22 protein-coding genes are annotated in these 22228 nt (G+C 71.0%); 7 read left to right on the top strand and 15 right to left on the bottom strand.

Features of this window, described 5'->3' with window-relative positions; translation table 11 throughout:
- Positions 1 to 17: 17 nt before the first annotated feature.
- A complete protein-coding gene (locus tag OC490_RS14605; RefSeq protein WP_262058343.1) occupies positions 18 to 1433 on the bottom strand; it encodes a GH39 family glycosyl hydrolase in 1416 nt (471 codons plus the stop codon).
- A gap of 188 nt (positions 1434 to 1621) precedes the next feature.
- Here OC490_RS14605 and OC490_RS14600 point away from each other — a divergent pair, with 188 nt between their 5' ends.
- Complete coding sequence (locus OC490_RS14600; RefSeq protein ID WP_262058342.1) at positions 1622 to 2716, top strand: DUF5925 domain-containing protein; 1095 nt, start codon at positions 1622 to 1624, stop codon at positions 2714 to 2716.
- A gap of 15 nt (positions 2717 to 2731) precedes the next feature.
- Here the strand turns inward: OC490_RS14600 and OC490_RS14595 are convergent, their stop codons facing one another.
- Positions 2732 to 3100: a GntR family transcriptional regulator gene (locus OC490_RS14595; RefSeq protein WP_262058341.1), complete on the bottom strand. Its 369-nt coding sequence runs from the start codon at positions 3098 to 3100 to the stop codon at positions 2732 to 2734.
- 71 nt (positions 3101 to 3171) lie between these two features.
- Here OC490_RS14595 and OC490_RS14590 point away from each other — a divergent pair, with 71 nt between their 5' ends.
- Positions 3172 to 4101, top strand: a complete 930-nt coding sequence (locus tag OC490_RS14590; RefSeq protein ID WP_262058340.1) for a GNAT family N-acetyltransferase — start codon at positions 3172 to 3174, stop codon at positions 4099 to 4101.
- The gene (locus OC490_RS14585; RefSeq protein ID WP_262058339.1) at positions 4082 to 4582 is read left to right on the top strand and encodes a DUF402 domain-containing protein; all 501 of its coding nucleotides are present in this window, start codon (positions 4082 to 4084) and stop codon (positions 4580 to 4582) included. The genes OC490_RS14590 and OC490_RS14585 overlap by 20 nt, the downstream gene beginning before the upstream one ends.
- A 7-nt stretch (positions 4583 to 4589) precedes the next feature.
- Here the strand turns inward: OC490_RS14585 and OC490_RS14580 are convergent, their stop codons facing one another.
- A complete protein-coding gene (locus OC490_RS14580; protein WP_262058338.1) occupies positions 4590 to 5189 on the bottom strand; it encodes a class I SAM-dependent methyltransferase in 600 nt (199 codons plus the stop codon).
- A 135-nt stretch (positions 5190 to 5324) separates the two neighbouring features.
- Here OC490_RS14580 and OC490_RS14575 point away from each other — a divergent pair, with 135 nt between their 5' ends.
- Positions 5325 to 5459 (top strand): hypothetical protein, encoded by a 135-nt coding sequence (locus OC490_RS14575; RefSeq protein ID WP_262058337.1) that lies wholly within the window; start codon positions 5325 to 5327, stop codon positions 5457 to 5459.
- A 25-nt stretch (positions 5460 to 5484) separates the two neighbouring features.
- Here the strand turns inward: OC490_RS14575 and OC490_RS14570 are convergent, their stop codons facing one another.
- A complete protein-coding gene (locus OC490_RS14570) occupies positions 5485 to 5931 on the bottom strand; it encodes a GNAT family N-acetyltransferase (RefSeq protein WP_262058336.1) in 447 nt (148 codons plus the stop codon).
- Positions 5928 to 6284, bottom strand: coding sequence for a cupin domain-containing protein (locus tag OC490_RS14565; protein ID WP_262058335.1), 357 nt, complete (start codon positions 6282 to 6284; stop codon positions 5928 to 5930). The genes OC490_RS14570 and OC490_RS14565 overlap by 4 nt, the downstream gene beginning before the upstream one ends.
- A 191-nt stretch (positions 6285 to 6475) precedes the next feature.
- On the opposite strand from OC490_RS14565, the gene OC490_RS14560 reads away from it, so the two are divergent.
- The gene (locus OC490_RS14560) at positions 6476 to 7507 is read left to right on the top strand and encodes a lytic polysaccharide monooxygenase (RefSeq protein ID WP_262058334.1); all 1032 of its coding nucleotides are present in this window, start codon (positions 6476 to 6478) and stop codon (positions 7505 to 7507) included.
- Positions 7508 to 7571: 64 nt separating this feature from the next.
- Here the strand turns inward: OC490_RS14560 and OC490_RS14555 are convergent, their stop codons facing one another.
- Positions 7572 to 8429, bottom strand: coding sequence for an esterase/lipase family protein (locus OC490_RS14555; RefSeq protein ID WP_262058333.1), 858 nt, complete (start codon positions 8427 to 8429; stop codon positions 7572 to 7574).
- A 146-nt stretch (positions 8430 to 8575) separates the two neighbouring features.
- Positions 8576 to 9022, bottom strand: coding sequence for a MarR family winged helix-turn-helix transcriptional regulator (locus OC490_RS14550; RefSeq protein WP_262058332.1), 447 nt, complete (start codon positions 9020 to 9022; stop codon positions 8576 to 8578).
- Between the two features lie 94 nt (positions 9023 to 9116).
- Between OC490_RS14550 and OC490_RS14545 the strand changes: the two genes are divergently transcribed.
- Positions 9117 to 9491, top strand: coding sequence for a cupin domain-containing protein (locus OC490_RS14545; RefSeq protein ID WP_262058331.1), 375 nt, complete (start codon positions 9117 to 9119; stop codon positions 9489 to 9491).
- Between the two features lie 17 nt (positions 9492 to 9508).
- Here the strand turns inward: OC490_RS14545 and OC490_RS14540 are convergent, their stop codons facing one another.
- Together OC490_RS14540 and OC490_RS14535 are read right to left on the bottom strand one after the other, a co-directional pair.
- Positions 9509 to 10492, bottom strand: coding sequence for a DNA polymerase thumb domain-containing protein (locus OC490_RS14540; RefSeq protein ID WP_262058330.1), 984 nt, complete (start codon positions 10490 to 10492; stop codon positions 9509 to 9511).
- Positions 10489 to 13941 (bottom strand): DNA polymerase III subunit alpha, encoded by a 3453-nt coding sequence (locus OC490_RS14535; protein WP_262058329.1) that lies wholly within the window; start codon positions 13939 to 13941, stop codon positions 10489 to 10491. Before OC490_RS14535 ends, OC490_RS14540 begins: the two co-directional genes overlap by 4 nt.
- 154 nt (positions 13942 to 14095) lie before the next feature.
- Between OC490_RS14535 and OC490_RS14530 the strand changes: the two genes are divergently transcribed.
- A complete protein-coding gene (locus tag OC490_RS14530) occupies positions 14096 to 15178 on the top strand; it encodes a DUF3533 domain-containing protein (protein ID WP_262058328.1) in 1083 nt (360 codons plus the stop codon).
- 115 nt (positions 15179 to 15293) lie between these two features.
- On the opposite strand, the gene OC490_RS14525 is transcribed toward OC490_RS14530, so the two are convergent.
- The 6 genes from OC490_RS14525 to OC490_RS14500 form a co-directional block, all read right to left on the bottom strand.
- Complete coding sequence (locus OC490_RS14525; RefSeq protein WP_262058327.1) at positions 15294 to 16370, bottom strand: S1 family peptidase; 1077 nt, start codon at positions 16368 to 16370, stop codon at positions 15294 to 15296.
- Positions 16371 to 16776: 406 nt separating this feature from the next.
- Positions 16777 to 17670, bottom strand: coding sequence for a slipin family protein (locus tag OC490_RS14520; protein ID WP_262058635.1), 894 nt, complete (start codon positions 17668 to 17670; stop codon positions 16777 to 16779).
- 160 nt (positions 17671 to 17830) lie between these two features.
- Positions 17831 to 18730, bottom strand: a complete 900-nt coding sequence (locus OC490_RS14515) for a S1 family peptidase (protein ID WP_262058326.1) — start codon at positions 18728 to 18730, stop codon at positions 17831 to 17833.
- 252 nt (positions 18731 to 18982) lie between these two features.
- The gene (locus OC490_RS14510; protein WP_262058325.1) at positions 18983 to 19771 is read right to left on the bottom strand and encodes a DUF1684 domain-containing protein; all 789 of its coding nucleotides are present in this window, start codon (positions 19769 to 19771) and stop codon (positions 18983 to 18985) included.
- Positions 19772 to 19776: 5 nt separating this feature from the next.
- Complete coding sequence (locus OC490_RS14505) at positions 19777 to 21087, bottom strand: NtaA/DmoA family FMN-dependent monooxygenase (RefSeq protein WP_262058324.1); 1311 nt, start codon at positions 21085 to 21087, stop codon at positions 19777 to 19779.
- Positions 21084 to 22160, bottom strand: a complete 1077-nt coding sequence (locus OC490_RS14500; protein ID WP_262058323.1) for an LLM class flavin-dependent oxidoreductase — start codon at positions 22158 to 22160, stop codon at positions 21084 to 21086. Before OC490_RS14500 ends, OC490_RS14505 begins: the two co-directional genes overlap by 4 nt.
- Positions 22161 to 22228 lie beyond the last annotated feature (68 nt).

Below are 22228 nucleotides of genomic sequence, written 5' to 3'. Positions count from 1 at the left end.
TTACGGGGTCAAGTGGCTTATCGAGTAAGCCACTTGACCCCATAGGCCGCCATCTCGAACTCCTGGCCGTCGACCTTCGCGCTGATCTGCCGGTCCAGGGTGTTCACGACCAGGACCGCCTTGTCGGTGGCGAGGACCTTGACGTTGGGCACGTCGTCCGCGGCGACCGACACGGTCTCCAACTTCGTACCGGGCCCGAAGGCGGCGTCGAAGCGGGAGACCAGGTCGTACATGGGCAGTTGCTTCCCGCCGTCGGAACTGTCGGTCGGGGTCCACAGACAGCCCGCGCAGTTCGTGCCCTTCTCGTCCTCCGGGTTCCAGTAGAAGCCGGAGGTGGCGCCGCCCTTGGCCATGGCGATCATGCCGGCGGCCTGGACAGCGACGCGGTGGGTCTCGGACCAGCCTTTGCGGTCGTCGTTGCCGTCGGCGGGCTCGACGTAGTACTCGGCCCACCACAGGGGCAGGTCGTGCGTCTGCTGCCGTACCCACTCGCTCACCGCGGTGAGCTTGTCGGTGGCCCCGAACTCGTTGGGCAGCAGCTCGTCGTCGTTGGTGTAGCTGGAGCCGTCGACGACCACGAAGTCGGCGCCGACCTTGTTCTTGTTCCAGTAGTCGAAGGCGTCGATGATCCGCTGGTCCATCGCGCCCCAACTGCCCTTGAAGGTGCTGGAGGCGTCCGAGTCGCGCGGGTCGACGCTGTCCATCACCAGATAGGGACCGCCGACCATGATCTTCGGGTTGACCTTCTTCAGCGCCTTGTAGACCAGGTTGTAGAGCTGGGTGTAACCCTCGTAGTCCCAGCGCTGTTCGGCGTTGTTCCAGAAGCCCTTGAACTCGTTCCACACGATGAAGTGGGTGACGTCCGGGTACCGCTTGGCGACGGTCGCGGCGAGCGCGGCGAAGTCCGCGTAGTGGTCCGGCTGCGGGGCCGTCTCCAGCGACGCCTGGCTCCAATTGGTGTTGTCGACGCCCGACTTGCCGCCCTTCATCCAGTCCGGGGAGCAGCACAGCGTGATCACCGGGGTGCCGCCCGACTTGCGGACGAAGTCGATACGGCGGTCGAGGGCGCCGAAGTCGTAACGCCCCTTCACCGGCTCGGGGTTGTCGGCGCCCCAGCCCATGATGGCCTGGTCCTGCGGCAGTTGGGACTTCGCGAGCAGTCCCTCGACGCGCTCGGTCGCGGTGTCGCTGCCCTCGTCGGCGCTGTACTGGGTGTGGGTGAAGCCCCAGCCGACCTCCGGCCGGTCCTCGTCGGGCGGGCTCGCCGGGGTGCCGTGCACCTTGTCGCCGTCGCGCGAGGTGCCCGCGGTGCTTCCGCCGCCGGGAAGCGTGTTGATCAGGGTCACGATCAGAGCCAGTGCGGCCACACCCACGCCGAGCAGCGCGGTGAGGCGCCACCGTCGTGCCCCCGAATTCCACCCATGACGTCCCATCAAGGGCAACAGTAACGTCGGTGCCCCATGGTGGGGCAGGGCTCCACATGCACAGGCTTGTAACAGGACCGAGGGGATACATGGCGGACACGGAACGGACACATCGGATGGACCGGGCAGAGACAGGCCCTGCGGGCGCACTGCGGAAAGCGGGTGCACACGGCGTCCGCGTGCCGGATCATGGCCCCATGTCCGCTAACCCGCACGACGCGCTGCCGATCCGGCTCAACGTCGACGACTCCGACTCCCCGTCCGATGTCGTCGACGCGCTGTTCCTCGGCCGCTTCGCGACGGGCGAGCAGCCGTACTCGCACGCGGCGAACATCGACCGCGTACGGTCCGGGGCGACCCTGCTCCCGCCGGGCGCCCGCGTGCTGCGCGCCGCCCGCGACGACGACCGCAGCGCGACACTCGCCGAGGGCGACGGCTGGACGCTGCTGATCTCCCGCTGGAACCGGGGCGCCGACATCACGGTCACCGCGACCAGCGAGGAGCTCGCCGAGAAGGTCCTCGGCCAGGCGACCGACGGCGCGGCGGACGAGCCCGAACCGCAGCCGGAGAACGTGACGATGGGGTTCTGGTACGTCTCCCCCAGGCGCGGCCCGCACCGGACGACCCGGCAGATCTCGGCCGGTACGTGGGACGAGGTGCGCCCCAACTACACGGGTCCGGTGGCCGACGCCATGGACACCCTGATGAAGACGACGCCGGAGGACATCGCGGGCCGGCTGCTGTTGCTGCACGGCCCGCCGGGCACCGGCAAGACCTCGGCACTGCGCACGCTGGCGCGTTCCTGGCGGGACTGGTGCCAGGTGGACTGTGTGCTGGACCCGGAGCGGCTGTTCAGCGACGTCGGCTATCTGATGGACATCGCGATCGGCGAGGACGACACGACGGGCAAGGGCCGTTGGCGGCTCCTTCTCCTGGAGGACTGCGACGAGTTGATCCGCGGCGAGGCCAAGCACACGGCGGGCCAGGCCCTCTCCCGCCTCCTGAACCTGACGGACGGCCTCCTCGGCCAGGGCCGCAACGTCCTGGTGGGCGTCACCACCAACGAGGACCTGGAGCGCCTGCACCCCGCGGTCGTCCGCCCCGGCCGCTGTCTGGCCCGTATCGAGGTGGGCGCGCTCACCCGCCGCGAGGCGATCGGCTGGCTCGGCACGGAGGAGGGCATCGGCCGCGAGGGCGCGACCCTCGCGGAACTGTACGCACTGCGCCGGGGCACCCAGCCGACCTCGGTACCGGACCAACGGGAGGGGGCGGACGCGGGGTTGTATCTGTGACAACACCCGTCGCGGCTAAGCCCCGTAAGCCGCCCGCAGGGCATCCCGTACCGCCGCCGCCGCGTCCTCCCGCGTGAGCCCCAGCCGCCGGACCTTCTCCGCATAGGCCTGCGCGGCCAGCGCCGCTTCCCGCTCCGCCGCCGAGCCCGCGGCAGCGATCAGCGTTCCGTTGCGGCCCCGCGTCTCGATCACGCCGTCCGTCTCCAGGGCCCGGTACGCCTTGGCGACGGTGTTGGCGGCGAGGCCGAGCGACTCGGCCAGTCCCCGTACCGTGGGCAGCCGGTGGCCGACCGGCAGCGCTCCGGACCGGGCCTGCTCCGAGATCTGGGCGCGGATCTGCTCGTAGGGCGCGGCACTGTCATCGATGTGGATCTTCAAGGTCACGGCCCGATTGTCCCGCACCCACCGGAAAATGAGAGGCACTCCGGCGCGGCTCCGCCGTAGCGTGCGACTCCATGACGGTGATCGCGCGCGACCTGAACCCCGACGTCCGAGCCGACCTGGACGGCTTCGTCCAGGTCCGCCGCCTCGCGCTCCCCTACATGCTGTTCACTCCGGAGTCCGTCGCCTTCGACATCGCCCACGCGCACCCGGAGGCCCGGCTGCGCAGGCTGGTCGCGGAGGAGGACGGCGAGATCATCGGCACGGCACAGGTGGGCATCGCCAACGAGAGCCCGGAGCCCGGCCAGGGCTTCGTCAACGTGTATGTGCACCCCGGGCGGACGCGCCGGGGCGCGGGCGCACTCCTCGTCCGCGCCGCCGAGGAGCACCTGGCCGCCCAGGACGCGGTCAGGCTCTACGCCTGGGTCCTGGACGCGCCGGACAACCGCGCCTTCGCCGAGCGGTTCGGCTACAGGGCGAGCCGCTCCGCGCACTTCCTCCGGCTTGACCTGGCGCACGGCGCCCTGCCCCCGCTCCAGGACCTCCCACCGGGCGTCGAGATCCGCCCGGGCTCGGACTTCGGCGACGACCCGCGCCCGCTGTTCGAGCTGGACGCGGAGGCGACGCTGGACGAACCCAGCGACATCGACACCGAGTTCACCGACTACGAGGCCTGGCTGGACGAGACCTGGCGAAACCCCCTCTTCAGCCCGGAGTTGACGTCCGTCGCCCTCGTCGACGGACGTCCGGCGGCCTTCAGCGCCGCCCGCACGGACGGCGGCTTCCGCTACGGCACCGTCATGACCGGCACCGCCCGCGCCCACCGCGGCCGGGGCCTCGCCAAGCACGCCAAGAACGACTCCCTGCACCGCGCCCGCGCCGCCGGATTCACGGAGGCGTTCACCGGCAACGACGCCGGCAACGGGCCGATGCTCGCGATCAACAAGTGGTTCGGCTATGAGACCTGCGCTACGGAGGTGCGGTATGTCCGTGAACTTGCCTGATTCCGCTCGTCAGTTGGACGTCGTCCTCGTCAAGGCGGGCCGTACGAAGATCCGTTACGCGGCGGAGCTGCTCTTCGACGACGGCACCCGCCTCGCCGTCCGTGCCCCATGGGCGGGTGACGGCGTCCGCGACTTCGGCTTCGTGCGCTTCGAGCGCGGTGACGTGTTCACCGAGTACTACTGGCGGGACCGCTGGTACGCGGTGAAGGAAGTCCGGGACGGCGGAGGGAAGTTGAAGGGCTGGTACTGCGACATCACCCGGCCCGCGACGCGCTCCGGCGCCGAACTCGTCGTAGAAGACCTCGATCTGGACCTGTGGCTGTCCGCCGACGGCAGGGACGTGCGTCGGCTGGACGAGGACGAGTTCGAGGCGAGTGGGCTGGCCGCCTCGGACCCCGTGGCCGCGGCGGCGGCCGTGGCGGCGCTCGACGAGTTGGAGGGGCTGGCCCGTGCGGGCGGGTTCGCCGCGCTGCTGCGGTGAGGCCCGCTCACCCCGTGGCGACCACCGCGTACCGCTCGTCGGTCACCGGCTTCCCCCACAGCAGCGGGTCGTCCGACAGCCGCTCCACGCGCACGTGCTCGGCGACGGGCGCCAGGAGCTCGGTGAGACGGTCGGCGGGTATGCCGGCCGGGCTCACCGTCCCCCAGCGGCCCTCGATCAGCACCAGCCGCCCGCCGGGGCGCAGCAGCCCGCGCCAGTGCCGCAGAACCCGGGCGGTGTCGGGCAGCGCCCACAGCACATGCCGGACGAGGACGACGTCGTAGCGCTGCTCACCCACCGGAGGTGCTGCGGCGTCACCGATCAGGAACACCGCGTCACGGCCGGCCAGCTTCGCTCGGGCGAGGTCCACCATCGCCGGGGAGAGGTCGACGCCGGTGACACGGTGTCCCTGCTCGGCCGCGAGGAGCGACAGGCTGCCGGTGCCGCAGCCGAGGTCGAGGACATCGGCCGCGCCGGCGGGCAGCCAGCCGCGCAGCCGGTCCGCCCAGGCCCGCCGGACCTTCGGGTCGCGCAGGCCGTGATCAGGCTCTTCGTCGAAGGTCGAGGCCTCCGCGTCCCAGTCCACGTTCGCTTCAAGTTCACTCATGCGCCCAGCGTGACACCCGCCACTGACAGTCCGATCGTGACAGCCACCACAGACAGACCCGCTTCGATGAGTCACCCTCCCGGGAACGGTCTACCTCGTGAGAACACGAACCCGGGTGGACACAAGGAGGCAGCCATGCGCCGCGTAACCGTGCAGAAGCCCCTGAAGAAGTCGGACACCCGTCGGGTACGGGACGAGGCCGACGAGCGCCCTGCCGAGCGCCCCGAGGTCCGAAAGGACATCGCCCGCACCTGGTGGCCGGACGGCTGAGCCCGGTCGGCGAGAGGCCCAGCCGTCAGGCCAGCCGCTTCCGGTAGTGGATGCGGTCGTACGGCCCGTCCGTGCGCCGCTCGACGACCTCGTAGCCGAACTTCGGGTAGATCTGCTGGTTCTCCCACATCAGCGCGTTCGTGTAGAGCCTGACCTCGGGCAGCCCGAGCGCACGCGCGCGTGCGTCCACGAAGTCCAGCAGCCGCCGTCCCACCCCCGTGCCGTGCGCGTCGGGGTGGACGGCGATGCTGTCGAGGAACAGGTGATCGGCGCGCTCCTCGATCACCACGAGCCCGATCACAGGGTCGCCGGTCACGAACACCCGCCCGGCGACCACATCCGCCATGTGGTCCGCCTCCATGGGCTGCGGCACCACACCGATGCGCGCGATGTAGTGGTGGTACGCCATGTCGGTCACGGCCTTCACTGCCGGTACATCGGCGGGGACGGCCGCGCGAACGCCGGTGGTCATGGGCGGTGCCCGACGGTATGCGTGCTCATCACGAGCATCCGGACGCCCTCCGTGCTCGTCCACGGCCCGTGTTCCATGTCCGGGTGGCGGTAGGCGTACATGCCCGCGGTGAAGGTCTCGCCGAGGCGCAGGTCGGTGAGGTCGCCTTCGAGGATGTACACCTCCTCGAAGTAGTCGTGCCGGACGGCACCCTGGGCGCTGGTGTCCGTTCCCGGCTCGTAGTGCTGGAGCACGGTGGAGTCCCCGGAGACCGGGTCCACGGCCAGCTCCTGCTCCCACACTCCGGCGGGTGCCCCGGCCGGCCGCCGCCAGGGTGCCTCGGGGCGATGGAACTCGGACTGCGGTCTGCTCATCTGCGACGCCTCTCCACCCTCACGACACCCGACTCCCTGAGCCCTCGGTTAGCCCTGCCTTAACACGACCATAAGGATCTCCCTCCCCCGTCCCCAGCAGGCGATATCGCGGTTTCCAGGGGCTAGCTTCTGATCACCCCACGGGATCCGTCCCCCGCGTCGCGAACCGTTCGAGGAGTTGGAGTTCCGCCATGCTCGCACGCCACAAGGCCGCCGCTGTCGCCCTCCTCGGCATGGCTCCCCTCGCACTGACCGCGCTCGCCGCGGCACCCGCGGCGGCGCACGGTTCGATGGGGGATCCGGTCAGCCGGGTCGCGCAGTGCTACGCGGAGGGACCGGAGAACCCGAAGTCGGCCGCGTGCAGGGCGGCGGTCGCGGCCGGTGGCACACAGGCGCTCTACGACTGGAACGGCATCCGGATCGGCGACGCGAACGGGCAGCACCAGGCGCTGATCCCGGACGGCAAGCTGTGCAGCGCGAACAACGCGGAGTTCAAGGGCCTCGACCTGGCCCGCGCGGACTGGCCGGCGACCAGCGTGCGCAGCGGCTCGTACACCTTCAAGTACCGCGTGACCGCGCCGCACAAGGGCACCTTCAAGGTGTACCTCACCAAGTCCGGCTACGACCCCGCGCAGCCGCTCGCCTGGGCCGACCTGGACCTGGAGCACCCGGTCGCGACGGCCACCGACCCGGTCGCCTCGGGCGGCTTCTACACCTTCTCCGGCACCCTCCCCCAGCGCTCCGGCAAGCAGCTCCTGTACGCGATCTGGCAGCGCTCCGACAGCCCGGAGGCTTTCTACTCCTGCTCGGACGTCAGCTTCGGCGGGAACGGGAACGGCAGCGGCAGCGGTAGCGGCACGGGGGCCAACGGCGGTGGCACGGCGGGCAGTTCGGCACCGACGCCCACCCCGACCGCTCCCGCCCAATCCACTCCCGCCCCGTCCGACGAGCAGATCGCGGCCGGTGCCGACAAGTCGACCGTGGAGCACCACGGTCACGGGGACGCGGACGCGGGCACTTCGGCGGAGCCGGTCGCCGCGACGGAACAGGCCAACGGGCCCCAACCCGCGGGCAGTTCACAGGATCTCGCGGCGACCGGCAGCAACGACAGCTCGCCGTATCTCGTCATCGGCGGCGCGGCCTCCCTGGCGCTCGGCGCCGCGGCCCTGTTCGCCTCGGTCCGCCGCCGCGCGACCAACGGCGGTGGACGGCACGGCCGTTAGTACGGCCGTCCAGGGGGCGGGGTCTGTCCGGCGGCTCAGGTCGGACAGACCCCGCGGTGTGCGATCAGCTCAGTGCCGACAGGCAGTTGGTGGTGGTGGCGTGCGCCGGATCGAGGGCGTTGGCGACCTCGTGGAAGGCGATCCGGTCCGACAGCCCGAGCAGCGCGTGCTCGGAGAGGTCGAGTGAACACAGGTTCTGGATCAGCACGTTGTGCACGTCGGATCCGCTCAGGAACTGACTCCTGTACGGCGTGACCACCTCGTCGTACCGGGTGGCGATGACCGTGTAGTGGACGCCGGGGACGGTGTCGCCGCCCGCGTTCAGCTCGGTGAGGAAGGCCGAGCCGGCGATCTGGTCGGCGAGGGCGGGAGTGGCCGCCGAGATCACGTCCTCGGCACCCGGGAAGTACGGCAGGAGCTTGGTGAGTCCGTCCAGGGTGGTGCCGTGGTTGTCGGGCGCGATACCGACGAAGGTGTCCACCTTGGCTGCTCCGCCGAGGAACTTGAGGTAGTAGCGGGGCATCATGCCGCCCTGCGAGTGACCGACGAGGTCGACCTTGGCGGCGCCGGTCGCGGCGAGCACCTTGTCGACGTAGGCCTGGAGTTGCTCTGCCGACTTGTCGATGGGGCCGAGGCCGTAGACGAGGGGGACGCCGGGGAGTTGGCCGTAGTCGAGGGAGAAGACGCAGTAGCCGCGGGCCTCCAGGTACGGCGCGAGAACCAGCCAGTTGTCGGTGCTGTTGGCGAACGTTCCGTGTACGAGGACGACCGGGTCGGGGTGGGCGGCGGAGGGCTTACACGTGTAGTCGTTCCAGCCGGTGCTCGGGGCGCTCGCCGCATGGGCGGCGGTGGGGAGAGCGGCGACCGCGGCAGTCAGGAGCAGTGCGGTCAGGGGTCTGAGCACTCGTTTCCAGGGCAGCATCGTGTGATCTCCTTGCGGCTCAAGGGAGTTGCGACGGCCTTACGCCCTGTGATCCGGATCACAAGAATGCTGTTCTCTCATCAAGTTACGAGCGAGTAGGTGAAGCGTGAAGTTACGCGTCAGTAAAAACTTCCAGTGATAACCAGTCACCAGGTCGGCCTGATGGGACCGTAGGGCGCAATACGCACCAAACGGTCACACAACACGCGCACTTCACTCTCGCCCAGCAGTTCGACCCACGGCCGCACGGCGTCGGCGGCGGCCTCCTCCGCCGCACGCGTGCAGGCCCATCCGCGCTCGGTCAGCACGATCAGCCGGGCGCGCGCGTCGGCGGGGTGCGGGCGCCGCTCGACATACCCCCTGCGCACCAGCTCTGCGACGAGCTGACTCGCGGCCTGCTTGGTCACTCCGAGATGGGCGGCGAGATCGGTGACCGTCGCACCGTCCGGGGCGAGACGCACGAAGGCGAACCCGTGCGCGGGCCGCACCCCTTCGAAGCCACGGGCGACGACGCCCTCATGGATGCGCTGCGTGAGTTCACCGGCGACGGCGAGCACGGCGGCGGACAGGACGATGGCCTCGGAGTTCTGCACGGAGGCATTGAAACACCCTTGACGAACCGGTCAAGCTGCTTGACCATGGAGCCATATAGTCAAGCAGCTTGACCATCTTGAGAGAGGCCCACCCATGCCCGTCATCCGCGCAGCCGAAGCCGTCACTCACGAGATCCACGGCGCCCGCTTCGTCTCGTACGCCCATCCCCGCACCGGCAGCAAGGAGTTGTGCGCCTGGCGGGGCGAGATCCCGGCCGGCACCAAGGCACCCCTGCACACCGTCAACCACGAGGAGATCCTGCACATCCTCGAAGGCGAGCTGGTCATCACGCTCGACGGCCGCACCGAGCGGGTCGGCGCGGGCGACACGCTGATCATCAACCCCGGGGCGACCTTCGGCGCCGAGAACCCCACCGACCGGACCACGATCACCTGGGTCACCACGCCGATCGGGCTGGAGGCGGAGCTGGCCGACGGCACGCGCATCGTCGCGCCGTGGGCCAACTGACCCACGAACAGGGAGAGTTACGCCGCCAACGCTCCCGGCATCACCGCGCGCGGCCCGAACTTCGCCCGCGCCCGGTCCGCGACCTCCTCGATACGGCGGACCTTCTCGTCCACCGGGTCGAAGGTGAGCTGGTAGGAGGCCTGTTCGGCGGGACCGAGGGCTTCGGCGCGCAGGGTGAGCGAGCGCACGCGGGCGCGTTGCAGCCCGAGCGCCTCGTACATGTCGTACGCCACCCCGGTCAACGCGGCGGAGTGCGCGGTCGGTTCCTTGAGGGTGCGGCTGCGGGTGGTGGAGGAGCGGTCGGCGTAGCGGACGGCGAGGGTCAGCCCGCCGCAGACCTTGTCCAGGGCGCGCAGCCGGGTGCCGAGTTCCTCGGCGGCCGAGAGGAGCGCACGGCGGTGCCGGTCGGGGTCCAACTCGTCGCGGGTGAAGGGGCGTTCGGTCGCCAGGGAGCGCGAGACCGCGTTGGGGACGACCCGGCCGCGGTCGACGCCGTTCGCCCTCTCGTGCAGTTCGCGGCCGGCCCTGGCACCGACCAGGCGCTGGACCGTGGACAGGGGGGCGGCGGCGACCCGGCCGAGGGTGTCGAGGCCGTACTCGCACAGGGTGCGGGCGGTCGCGGTGCCGACGCCGGGGAGCGCGGAGACGGGCCGTTCGGCGAGGAACTCCGCGACGGTGTCCTCGGGTACGGCGCAGGTCACCCCGGGCCGGGCGTCCCCCAGCGCGATCCGGGCCAGCATCGGGCCGGGTCCGGCGCCGATCACGCAGTCGACGCCGTAGAAGGCGAGCGCCCGTACCCGGATCACCGCCGCCAGCTCGACGGCGCCGCGCCCGAAGTACCGTTCGGCGCCCCGCAGATCGACCAGCGCGCCGTCCGGCGGCAGGGCCTCGACGACGGGAGTGAACTCCGCCAGCAGGCCGAGCAGCCCGGGCAGAGCCGCCTCACTCGTCAAAGGCAGGTGGATCGAAGGCAGTTGGAAACGTACGCAGAGGATGGTCATCCCGCACTCCCCGGACTCTGGTGCCACAACTTCCGTACCTTCGCGGGCTCTTCGCCCGCCGGACGCAGATCGGCCCACGGATGCAGCTCGAATCCGGTGGGGAGCCGGATACGGCGACCCTGCGTCGCGTCACCGCCGGACTCCTCCGGCACCGGCCCTGCCTGTTTCCGTTCCGGCTCCGGCGCGGGCTCCGCCAGCCGGGCCGCGACCACGTCGAGGCCGCCCTCGGCGCGCAGTTCGACGAGTTCGGCGAGGTTCCACGCGGCGGCGCCGACCACGCTGAGGCTGCGCGGGCCGCGCCGTTGCACCACCCCGCGCACCAGCAGCAGCCAGGAGTGGAAGACGGTGTGCGCGCAGGCGTCGTGGGAGTCGTCGAAGAAGGCGAGGTCGACCAGGCCGGTGCCGTCGTCGAGGGTGGTGAAGATGACCCGCTTGCCGGACCGGATCGGCGGGGTCTGGGTGGCTGCCTTGGCGCCCGCGACCAGCACCGTCTCCCCGTGCCTGGCATCCCGCAGCCGACGCGCCGACACCACGCCCAACTCGTCGAGGAACGCCCGGTGGTCGTCCATCAGATTGCGCGAGGTGTCCATGGACAGCACGCCCAGCTCGGCGCTGAGCCGCTCCGCCGAGGACAGGTCGGGCAGCCCGGCCGGGGCGGTCTTCCTCCCACCGGACAACGGGAGTTGGCCGCCGCCCGCACCCCGGGACCCTCGGTGCAGCTCGGTCAAGTGCAGTTGCAGATCACGCCGGTTGGCACCGAAGGCGTCCAACGCGCCGACCTGGGCGAGCCGTTGGGAAAGCGGACGGCTCGGCCGCCCCCGCTCCCAGAAGTCCAGCAGCGAGGCGTACGGCTGCCCGTCCGCGATCCGCGCCGCCTCGGCCTCGCTGATGCCGTGCACGTCGGAGAGCGCGAGCCGCAGGCCCCAGCGTTCGAAAGAACCAGGAGATTCAGACACCAGTTCGATACGGTGGGCGACCGCCGACCGGTTCACGTCCAACGGCAGGATCGGCACCCCGCGCCGCCGCGCGTCCGCCAGCAGCAGCCGCTTCGGATACATCCCGGGGTCGTGCGTGAGCAGCCCGGCATAGAAGGCCGCCGGGTGGTGCGCCTTCAGCCACGCCGACTGGTACGTCGGTACGGCGAAGGCGACCGCGTGCGCCTTGCAGAAGCCGTAGGAACCGAAGGCCTCGACGATCTCCCAGGTCCGCTGAATCGTTTCTGCGTCATATCCCCTGGCTGCCGCGTGCTGCGCGAACCAGAACCTGATCCGCCCCTGCGACTCCGGGTCGGACAGCCCGCGCCGCACCCGGTCCGCCTCGCCGCGTCCGCAGCCGGTCATGATGTCCACGATGTCGATGATCTGCTCGTGGAAGACGACGACTCCGTACGTGCTCCGCAACGGCTCCTCCAGGTCCGGGTGCGGATATCTGACGGGTGCCCGCCCGTGCCGTGCCTCGATGAACGGCCGCACCATGTCGGCGGCGACCGGCCCCGGCCGGAAGAGGGAGATGTCGACCACGAGGTCGTCGAAGGTGGCCGGCTGCAGCCGCCCGACCAGGTCCCGCTGACCCGGCGACTCGATCTGGAAGCAGCCCAACGTCTCGGTGGAACGGATGAGTTGATACGTCGCCGGGTCGCCCGGCGGTACCGCGTCCAGGTCGATCCGCTCCCCCGTCGCCCGCTCCACCTCGGCGACCGCGTGCGCCATCGCGGACTGCATCCGCACACCCAGCACATCGAGTTTGAGCAGTCCGAGGTCCTCGACGTCCTCCTTGTCGAACTGCGACATGGGCAGACCCTCGCCGCTGGTCGGCACGACCGGTGTACGGGCGAGGAGCGTGGCGTCGGAGAGCAGGACTCCGCAGGGGTGCATGGCGATTCCGCGCGGCAACGCGTCGAGGGATTCGACCAGTTCCCAGAGGCGTCCGTATCTCTCCTTCTCCCCTGCCAGCGCCCGGAGTTCGGGCAGTTCGTCGAGCGCGGCGCGGGCGTCCCGGGCGCGGATGTGCGGGAAGGACTTGGCGATGCGGTCGATGTCGGCGGGGTCCATGGACAGGGCCGCGCCGACATCGCGGATCGCGTGCCGCACCCGGTACGTCTCCGGCATCGCGACCGTGGCGACCCGCTCGGTGCCGAAGCGGGCGATGATCGCGCGGTAGACCTCCAGGCGGCGCGCGGACTCCACGTCGATGTCGATGTCGGGCAGCACGGAGCGGCGCTTGGACAGGAACCGCTCCATCAGCAGCCCGTGTTCGACGGGGTCGGCGTGCGCGATGCCGAGGAGGTGGTTGACGAGCGAGCCCGCGCCGGAGCCGCGTGCGGCGACCCGGATGCCCATCTCCTTTACGTCGTCGACGACCTGAGCGACCGTCAGGAAGTAGGAGGCGACGTTGTGATGGGCGATGATGTCCAGCTCGCGGTGCATCCGCTCCCAGTACACGTGCTTGCCGGAGTGGCCGCGCAGCACCATCCCCGCCGCCGCCCGTGAGGCGAGCGCGCGCTGTGCGGTGCGGTGGCCGGCGCCGACGAGGTGCGGTTCGGGGAAGTGGACGGAGCCGATGCCGAGGTCGTCCTCGGGGTCGACGAGGCACTCGGCGGCGGTGGCCCGGGTCTGCTCCAGCAGGCGGTGGGCGGTGTCGCGGCGGTAGCCGGCGGCCTCGACGATCCGCTCGGCGGCGGCGAGCATGCCGCCCGCGTCCTTGAGCCAGGCCTCCCCCGGGTCGAGCCCTTTGGCGGGGTCGACGGGGACGAGCCTGCGCGCGGAGTCCAGGATGTCGGCGACCGGGCCCATGCCGGGGTCGGCGTACCGGACCGCGTTGCTGAGCACGGGCCGGACGCGTTGTTCGGCGGCGAAGCCGACGGTGCGGGCGGCCAGCCGCAGGGAGCCGGGGCCGGTGCCCTCGCGGTGGTGCCAGACGGCTTCGAGGCGCAGGGCGTCGCCGTAGATCTCGCGCCAGGGGGCGAGGAGGCGGGCCGCCCGGTCGGGACGCCCTGCCGCGAGGGCGCGGCCGACGTCGGAGGCGGGGCCGAGCAGGACGGTCAGACCGTCGCCGTGGTTGGCGGGCCAGGGCAGGAGGGGGGTGCCCTCGGCCGAGTGGGCGGCGGTGACGAGTCGGCAGAGGTCGGCCCAGCCGGTCGCGCCGTCCCGGGCGAGGAAGGTGACCCGGGGTGTCGACTCGTCGATGAAGGCACCGCCGCGGACCGGGGCCCGGCGCCGCTCGCCTCGTACCGGCTCACCGACCGCCAGCTCGGTGCCGAACAGGGGCCGTATGCCCGCCTTCGCGCAGGCCTTGGCGAAGCGGACGGTGCCCGCGAGGGTGTCGCGGTCGGTGAGGGCGAGGGCGTCCATGCCCCGCTCCGAGGCGCGCTCGGCGAGCCGCTCGGGGTGCGAGGCGCCGTAGCGCAGGGAGTACCCGGAGACGGTGTGCAGATGCGTGAAACCCGGCACACGCACCTCCCGCACTCGTGGACCCCGAAGGGATATCGAACACCTGTTCCCAACTGCCTCAGCCCCACCATACCCCCAATCTCGAACGCGTGTGCGACATCCGTTCGGACCCTTCCCACCTGCGCAAACACCGGGCCACCGAGACCGTGGGGACATGACAGAGACCCCCGGTGCCGGTACGTCCCGTACGTCCTTCCTGGGTGAGGTGAAGGATGCGGTCAGTCTGCGGGCCACCCTCCTCGTCATCGGTGTGGTCGCCCTTCAGCTGCTCTTCATCGCCTCCTATGTGGGCGCGCTCCACAACCCGAAGCCCAGAGATGTGGCTTTCGGGGTTGTCGCACCCGGGGTCACGGCCGAGCAGACGGTGGCCCGGCTGAAGCAGCTGCCCGGCTCGCCCCTGGACCCGCGCGCGGTGCCGGACGCGGCGAGCGCGCGGAAGCAGATCCTGAACCGGGACATCGACGGCGCTCTCGTCATCGACTCGCGCGGCATCAAGGACACGCTCCTGGTCGCGACCGGCGGCGGCACGGTTCTCGCCACCACCCTGGAGACGATCACCACCACCCTGGAGAAGGCCGAGCAGCACACGGTCAGGGTGGTGGACGTGGCCCCGGCCTCCGCCCAGGACTTCGACGGGCTGTCGTCCTTCTATCTGGTCGTCGGCTGGTGCGTCGGCGGCTATCTGTGCGCCTCGATCCTCGCGATCAGCACCGGCGCCCGGCCCGCCAACCCGCGCCGCGCGGTGATCCGGCTGATCGTGATGGCACTGGTCGCGATCGTCGGCGGTCTCGGCGGTGCGGTGATCGTCGGGCCCGTCCTGGGCGCGCTGCCGGGGAGCGTGACGGCGTTCTGGGGGCTCGGCGCGCTGATCACCTTCGCCGTCGGGGCGGCGACCCTCGCCCTGCAGGGGGTCTTCGGGGTCGTGGGCATCGGTCTGGCGATCCTGCTGGTGGTGATCGCGGGCAACCCGAGCGCGGGCGGCGCCTTTCCGCTGCCGCTGCTGCCGCCGTTCTGGAACGCGATCGGGCCCGCGCTGCCGCCGGGCGCCGGGACCTGGGTGGCCCGCTCGATCGCCTACTTCAAGGGCAACGCCGTGACCGGCCCGCTGCTGGTGCTGTCCGCGTGGGCGCTCGCCGGGATCGTGGTCACCCTGCTGGCGGCGATGCTGCGGCGGAAACACGAAGACCTCCTGGACCGACCGGGGGCGACGGATCCGGCCGCGTCCCTGGACGGATGACCGGCACCCTCGGGGCGGCCAACCGCCGCTCGCCGCACACCTGTTGACGCCGTGAAGTCCCGCCCCCTCGCGCGCGGGGACGGGACTTCACGGCGTCGTACGACAGGTCGGCCGGTCAGCCGATCTGTGCACCGAAGGTCGACAGCGCCTCGGTGACCGGTTGGAAGAAGGTCTCGCCGCCCGAGGTGCAGTCGCCGCTGCCGCCCGAGGTGAGGCCGATCGCCGCGTCGCCGTCGAAGAGCGAGCCGCCGCTGTCGCCGGGCTCGGCGCAGACGTCGGTCTGGATGAGGCCGTTGACGATGTCGCCGTTGCCGTAGTTCACGGTGGCGTCCAGGCCGGTGACCGTGCCGGTGTGCACCTGGGTCGTCGAGCCGCTGCGGGTCACCTTCTCGCCGACGGTGGCGTCGGCGGCGTGGGTGATGGGCTGCGAGGAGCCGTCGTAGAGGTCGACCGCGCTCGGGTGGGCGACGTCCGAGGTGTACTTGACCAGGCCGAAGTCGTTGCCCGGGAAGCTGGACTGCTCGTTCGTGCCGATCTCGTTGCCACTGGAGTCGGTCCAGGTGGAGATGGCCTCGGTGCAGTGCCCCGCGGTGATGAAGTAGGGCGCGCCGCCCTTGACCACGTTGAAGCCGAGCGAACAGCGCCCGCCCGAGCCGGTGATGGCGTCGCCGCCCGCGATGAGAGGTTTGAACTCCCCTGCGGTGCGCCGGAGTTCGGCCTTGCTGCCGAGCCCGTCGACGACCTCGGTGAGCTTGGCCCACTCGGTGCCGGAGACCGTGCGGTCGGCGGTGACGACGACCTTGTTGGTGGTGGGGTCGGTCGCCCATGAGGTGCCGGGGATGGTGGCGTCCCGCTTGAGGGTCGTACGGGCGCCGGTCAGTTCGGCGAGGGAGTGCTCGACGATTCTCGCCTTGGCGCCGGCCTCCTCGACGGTGTCGGCAGCGGCCCGGTCGAGCACGTTGACCACGAGGCTCTTGGTCTTCGCGTCGTAGAACGTGCCGGCCGCGCCGGAGCCGAGGTCCTCGCCGAGCGTCGAGGCGAGCTTTCCGGCCGCCTGGGCCGAGAGGGTGCGGAGTGCGGTGGGCTTCGATGCCTCGCTGGCGTTCGCACTCTGCAAGGTGACTCCCGCGACGACCAGCGCGGCTGCGCCCGCCACGGCCGCCCGTCGCCCGGATATGCGTCGGTGCTTCAACTCGTGTCCTCCTGTGGGGGGTCGGCCCGGCAGGTCAGAGGGCTAGGCCGTGTCCGCAAAGTCCCGCCTGCCCCGCGACGCCCGGCACGTACTCTCGCCGCACCGGGCGAAAGCCCAAGTACGTCCAGTACAAGGGCTTCCACCCGGCACGCCGGGAGCACGCACCGGACGCCGCAGGGCCCGCCCTGCGGGCGGACGACGGGACTTTGCGGACGCGACCCGGCGGGCCGAAAGGTAGGTTGACGGGCACCCACTCTTCCCAACCTCACAGGGGGCGCACAAGGTCGACTTCAGGTCGCGCGCGGGGCATGGCCGTACGCCCTCATCGCTTTGGCTGTTCACTGTCACCCCAGGCCGTTCGCACTGCAAACACCGCGTGCGAGCGACGGCCATCAGCCGGTGAGGACTAGCCCTGTCCGGAAATCGATCCATCGGGTTCCGGATCCGAGTGGGGCTCGGCGGGCGGGAGTTGCTCCTGCACCGGTTGCGGTGCCACAGGTGCCACAGGGGCAACCGGTGCCACGGGCGCCGCGGGTGCGGCCGGGGCGGCTCGCTCCAGGAAGCGCAGCAGTTCCACCGGGAAGGGGAGGACGAGGGTCGAGTTCTTCTCGGCCGCGACCGCCACCACCGTTTGCAGCAGGCGGAGTTGGAGTGCGGCGGGCTGCTCCGACATCTGCTCGGCGGCCTCGGCGAGTTTCTTGGAGGCCTGCAACTCGGCGTCGGCGTTGATGATCCGGGCCCGGCGTTCGCGGTCGGCCTCGGCCTGGCGGGCCATCGAGCGTTTCATCGTCTCGGGGAGGGACACGTCCTTGATCTCGACGCGGTCGATCTGCACGCCCCAGCCGATGGAGGGGCTGTCGATCATCAACTCCAGGCCCTGGTTGAGCTTTTCGCGGTTGGAGAGGAGGTCGTCCAGATCACTCTTGCCGATGATCGAGCGCAGCGACGTCTGGGCCATCTGCGAGACGGCGAACCGGTAGTCCTCGACCTGCACCAACGCGTCCGCCGCGTCGACGACCTTGAAGTAGACGACCGCGTCCACCCGGACCGTCACGTTGTCGCGGGTGATGCCCTCCTGCGCGGGCACGGGCATCGTCACGATCTGCATGTTGACCTTGCGGAGCTTGTCCACGAACGGGACGACCATCGTGAAGCCGGCCCCGCGCACTTCGGGCCTGAGCCTGCCGAGCCGGAACACCACGCCCCGCTCGTACTGTTTGACGACCCGCGCCGCCGCCATCGCGTACACCGCTCCGACGGACGCGAGTGCCACTCCCGCCGTCACCAGCTCCTCGACCATCACGGCCCCCCAGGGTCCGACGTGGCGCATCAGGTGCTCATTCCGATACGACGACGGTAACTCCGCCCGCCGTACAAGAGCGAGCCCCCGCACGCCAGTTGCGTACGGGGGCTCACCCGCTACCGGCTGCAGTCCGGAGCGGAGGTGCTGCGGGTGGACGTCAGCCGACGCTCACGCCGTAGTAGCTCAGTGCCTCCGTGACCGGCTGGAAGAAGGTCGTGCCGCCGGAGGTGCAGTTGCCGCTGCCGCCCGAGGTCAGACCGTAGGCCACGGTGCCGCCGTAGAGCGGACCGCCGCTGTCGCCGCCTTCGGCGCAGACGGTGGTCTGGATCATCTGGTACACGATGTCGCCGCTGCCGTAGTTGACGGTGGCGTTCAGGGCGGTGACCCGGCCGCTGTGCGTGCCGGTGGTGGAGCCACGACGGTAGACGGTCGTGCCCACGGACGGGGTGGCCGCGCTGGAGATGGTCTGGCTGCCGACCGTGCTCGGGTGGGCGATCGCCGTGTTGGTGTACCTGACCAGCGCGAAGTCGTTGGTCGGGAAGCTGTAGCCGACGTTCGTGCCCAGCACCGTGGTGTGCCCGGAGTTGGAGTACCAGGTGGAGGCGACCTCACCGCAGTGGCCGGCGGTCAGGAAGTAGTACGTGCTCCCGCTGTGCACGTTGAAGCCTGCCGAGCAGCGGTAGGCGCCGCCGTAGATGGCGTCGCCACCGGAGAGCAGCCTCTTGAACTGGCCGGCCGTGTGCTTGATGGTGAGCGCGCCGGCGGAGCTGCCCGCCTGCGACTTGATCTTCGCGATCTCGGCCTGGGAGACCGTGCTGTCGACGGTGACGACGACACGGTTCGTCTTGCTGTCGACCGCCCAGGCGGTGCCCGGGACATCGGCCTTGAGCACGGACGAGTTGGCCGCGGAGAGCTGGGTCGCGCTGAACGTCTGGGCTTCGCTCGCGTTCGCGGTGGGGACGGCGAACGCTGCAGCGGCGACGAATCCGGTGGCCACGGCGATCAGCCCGGCCCGTCTCGCGATTCCGCTGCGCGGGGTGGTGCGCTTGATCCTCACGTTTCGTTCCCTCCTAGGGGAATTCGGGGGCCCGCGTGGGGTCGGGGCCCGTGAGGCGCAGTCAGGGTCGGGCGTCCGGTTTTCGAACAAGCCGTGCACCTGACAAGCGCTGTGGGGGAGTATTCGGCTGCGCGACCAAGGGGCGCAAGGGCGCCTTTCGGCCGTACAGCCTTCAACCGGCCCACGATCTACGCGAGTTGATCACCCCGCCGCCGACAGCCACATCCCGGCCCACCAGGGCCGATGCCCTGTCTACCGAAGGGTGCGCTCCCCCGCCTCGATCGCGACGCCCAGCGTATTCCCCGGCGGCGGGAAAGGGCAGATGAAATGGTCGGCGAACGCGCACGGTGGGAGCACCGCCCGGTTGAAGTCGACCGTCGTGCGCCCCTCGGCATCGGGCGCGTCGGGATACAGGAACCGGAACCGGTAACTGCTGTCCCCGCTCGTGGAGTCGGCGAACACCGCCCACAACCTGCCGTCGTCCTGCACCGCCACCTGGAGCGTCACCTCCAACCCGTCGAGCCGGAAGGCGAGTTCACCCGAGAGCCCGAGCCCGCGCCGGACACCGTCCACCGCGTCCACGCGCACGACGCGCCACGAGTCGTACGGCGTGAAGCGCCCCGGCACCGAGAAGCGCGGATCGTGGGGCGTGGCCTCGATGCCCCGGAACGCGCGGCGCGCCGCCGAGCCGGGGTCGTAGTCGCGCACACCCCAACTGCCCTCGCGGACCAGGACGACCAGTCGGCGCCCGCCGAGGCCGACGCGGGCCGCGGCCACCGGGCCGGTGTCGGCGCCGAGACGGACCGAGCCGGTGAAGGGCTCCCCGTCGAGGGTCAGTGCGGTCCGCTCGTCCTCCGGTGCGGTGAGGACGACCGCGTCACCGTCGAGGAGCCACACCCCGGGGATGCCCGGAAGGCGCCCGTCCGGATGGTCCTCCAGCCAGTACGTGCCGGTCAGGGCGAGCGGGCCGTAGGGCGCGGACACCGACTCGACGCGGCGCTCGTGCCACTGCTTCCACTCCACGACCGCGTCCGAAGGCATCCTGGTCACCTCTTGTCTCCCGGTTCGGCGAGCCCGAGATGTGAGCGCAGGGTGGCGCCCCGGTATTCCGTGCGGAAGGCGCCGCGTTCCTGGAGCAGCGGCACCACCCGGTCCACGAACTCGTCGAGCCCGCCCGGCGTGAGATGCGGTACCAGGATGAAGCCGTCGGCGGCGTCCTGCCGTACGAACGTCTCCAGTTCGACCGCGACCGCCTCCGGGGTGCCGATGAAGGACTGCCGGCCGCTCGCCTCGATCACGGTCTGCCGGATGGACAGCCCCTTCTGCCGTGACAGCGCCCGCCACTTCTCGGCCGTCGCGACGCTGTCGCCCCGCCGGGTCCGCCCCTGGGTGAGCGCGGGGTCCGGCACCGGGTCGAAGTCGGGGAACGGGCCGTCGGGGTCGTAGGAGGAGAGGTCCGTGCCCCAGATCTGTTCCACGGCGAGGATCGCGTTCTGCGGGGAGACCTGCCGGCGCCGGATCTCGGCGGCCCGCTCCTGCGCCTCGGCCGCCGTGTCGCCGAGGACGACGGTGACACCCGGCATGATCTTGAGGTCGTCGACGCTACGGCCGTACTTCGCGAGGCGCCCCTTCACGTCGGCGTAGAAGGCGCGGCCTTCCTCCAATGTGCCGGGCCTCGTGAAGACGACATCGGCGGCCCGCGCCGCGAACTCCCGGCCCTCCCCCGAGTCCCCGGCCTGGATGACGACCGGGTGCCCCTGGGGTGAGCGCGGCACGGTGAACTCGCCCGCGATGTCGAAGTGTTGGCCCCGGTGGGCGAAGGGACGGGAGAGTCCGTCCGGGGTCCAGGAGTCCCACAACTCCCTTGCCACGGCGACGAATTCGGCGGCCCTGGTGTAGCGATCGGCGCGGTCGAGGTAGCCGCCGCGCCGGAAGTTCTCGCCGGTGAAGGCGTCGGAGGAGGTCACCACGTTCCAGGCGGCCCTGCCTCCGCTGAGGTGGTCCAACGTGGCGAGTCTGCGGGCGAGTTCGTAGGGCTCGTTGAAGGTGGCGTTGACCGTGGCGGCAAGACCGATCCGCTCGGTGACGGCGGCGAGCGCGTTCAGGACGGTGAGGGACTCCGGCCGTCCCACCACGTCCAAGTCGTGGATACGGCCCTTGTGTTCGCGCAGCCGCAGCCCCTCGGCGAGGAAGAAGAAGTCGAAGAGTCCGCGTTCGGCGGTGCGCGCGAGGTGCTCGAAGGAGGAGAAGGCGATCTGCGACCTCGACCGCGGATCGGCCCACACGGTGGTGCTGTTGACACCGGGGAAGTGCGCCGCCAGATGGATCTGCCTGTGCGAAGGCCTCCGTACGGTCATGACGCTCCCCCGGTCACGGCGTACTGGTTGGCGGGCCGGGCCAGGCCCAGGTGCTCCCTGAGCGTGCTGCCCGGGTAGAACGTGCGGAACAGGCCCCGGTGTTGGAGCAGCGCCACCGTGCCGTTGACCAGCCGCTCCAGGTCGCGGCGGGGTTCGACGGGCGTGAGGTGGAAGCCGTCGACGGTACGGTCGCCGTGCCAGGCCGCGATCAGTTCGGCGAGGTCGACCGGACCGCCCCGGTACAGCGGCCCGTGCGCGGTCTGCCGGGGGCCGCCCCCGCCGTGGCCCGGCTCGGCCGCGTGCTCACCGTCGCCGAGGTCGACGACCAGGCTCACCAGGACCCGCAGGGTGTCGGGATCGCGGCCGAACTTCTCGGCGGAGGCCCGCAGTTCGGACCGTACGGCCCCGGCCTGCGCGGAGCTCGCCGCGCGGACGAGGGCCACATCGGCGTACCGGGCGGCCGTCCGCCGGGCCTGGCCCTCGGTGGCGTCGACCACGCGGACCGGGTGGCCCTGCGGGGGCCTGGGCACGATCGAGGGGCCCTTGACGGAGAATCCCGAGCCCTGGAAGTCGACGTGATGCAGCTTGTCGCGGGCGACGAAGCGGCCGGTGACCGCGTCCCGGATCTCGGCGTCGTCCTCCCAGCTGTCCCACAACTCGGCGGCCACCTCGGCGACTTCGCCCGCCTCCTGCCACAGCGCGTCGGCGGGCGCGGCATGGCGGCGGCCGAAGAGCCGGGCCTCGCCCTCGGTGGTCGACACCTCGATCCGCCAGCCGGCCCGGCCCCGGCTGACCCAGTCGAGGGTCGCGACCGCCGCCTGAACGTGGAAGGGCTCGGTGTGGGTGGTGGTCACGGTGGGCACCAGGCCGATCCGGCCGGTCGCCGGGGCTACGCGGGACAGGACGGCGAGGGCGTCGGGGCCGGGGCGCGCGAAGGTGTCGTCGAGCGTCACGAAGTCGAGGCCGCCGCTCTCGGCGAGCCGCGCCAACTCGACGTAGGAGCCGGCGTCATAAGCCGACCGCTGGTCGACGGCGGCGGCCAGATGCAGGCCCCGGCCGTGCGAGGAGGTCATGGGAGGGAAGCCTTCCTGTCGTTCGGGAGCGCCTCGGAGAGGGCCAAGTCCTCGATGAAGTCCGGGAC

Origin of the sequence: Streptomyces sp. STR69, from assembly GCF_024519455.1 — a bacterium.
In the GTDB taxonomy this organism is placed as follows: domain Bacteria; phylum Actinomycetota; class Actinomycetes; order Streptomycetales; family Streptomycetaceae; genus Streptomyces.
The sequence above is the reverse complement of the archived record's forward strand: the minus strand, read 5'-3'. Positions and strand labels throughout refer to the sequence as shown.

Coding starts and splice junctions, on each gene's coding strand:
- OC490_RS14605 (WP_262058343.1), bottom strand. CDS start 1,433: ATGGGACGTCATGGGTGGAATTCGGGGGCACGACGGTGGCGCCTCACC.
- OC490_RS14600 (WP_262058342.1), top strand. CDS start 1,622: ATGTCCGCTAACCCGCACGACGCGCTGCCGATCCGGCTCAACGTCGAC.
- OC490_RS14590 (WP_262058340.1), top strand. CDS start 3,172: ATGACGGTGATCGCGCGCGACCTGAACCCCGACGTCCGAGCCGACCTG.
- OC490_RS14585 (WP_262058339.1), top strand. CDS start 4,082: ATGTCCGTGAACTTGCCTGATTCCGCTCGTCAGTTGGACGTCGTCCTC.
- OC490_RS14580 (WP_262058338.1), bottom strand. CDS start 5,189: ATGAGTGAACTTGAAGCGAACGTGGACTGGGACGCGGAGGCCTCGACC.
- OC490_RS14575 (WP_262058337.1), top strand. CDS start 5,325: ATGCGCCGCGTAACCGTGCAGAAGCCCCTGAAGAAGTCGGACACCCGT.
- OC490_RS14570 (WP_262058336.1), bottom strand. CDS start 5,931: ATGACCACCGGCGTTCGCGCGGCCGTCCCCGCCGATGTACCGGCAGTG.
- OC490_RS14565 (WP_262058335.1), bottom strand. CDS start 6,284: ATGAGCAGACCGCAGTCCGAGTTCCATCGCCCCGAGGCACCCTGGCGG.
- OC490_RS14560 (WP_262058334.1), top strand. CDS start 6,476: ATGCTCGCACGCCACAAGGCCGCCGCTGTCGCCCTCCTCGGCATGGCT.
- OC490_RS14555 (WP_262058333.1), bottom strand. CDS start 8,429: ATGCTGCCCTGGAAACGAGTGCTCAGACCCCTGACCGCACTGCTCCTG.
- OC490_RS14545 (WP_262058331.1), top strand. CDS start 9,117: ATGCCCGTCATCCGCGCAGCCGAAGCCGTCACTCACGAGATCCACGGC.
- OC490_RS14540 (WP_262058330.1), bottom strand. CDS start 10,492: ATGACCATCCTCTGCGTACGTTTCCAACTGCCTTCGATCCACCTGCCT.
- OC490_RS14530 (WP_262058328.1), top strand. CDS start 14,096: ATGACAGAGACCCCCGGTGCCGGTACGTCCCGTACGTCCTTCCTGGGT.
- OC490_RS14520 (WP_262058635.1), bottom strand. CDS start 17,670: ATGGTCGAGGAGCTGGTGACGGCGGGAGTGGCACTCGCGTCCGTCGGA.
- OC490_RS14510 (WP_262058325.1), bottom strand. CDS start 19,771: ATGCCTTCGGACGCGGTCGTGGAGTGGAAGCAGTGGCACGAGCGCCGC.
- OC490_RS14505 (WP_262058324.1), bottom strand. CDS start 21,087: ATGACCGTACGGAGGCCTTCGCACAGGCAGATCCATCTGGCGGCGCAC.
- OC490_RS14500 (WP_262058323.1), bottom strand. CDS start 22,160: ATGACCTCCTCGCACGGCCGGGGCCTGCATCTGGCCGCCGCCGTCGAC.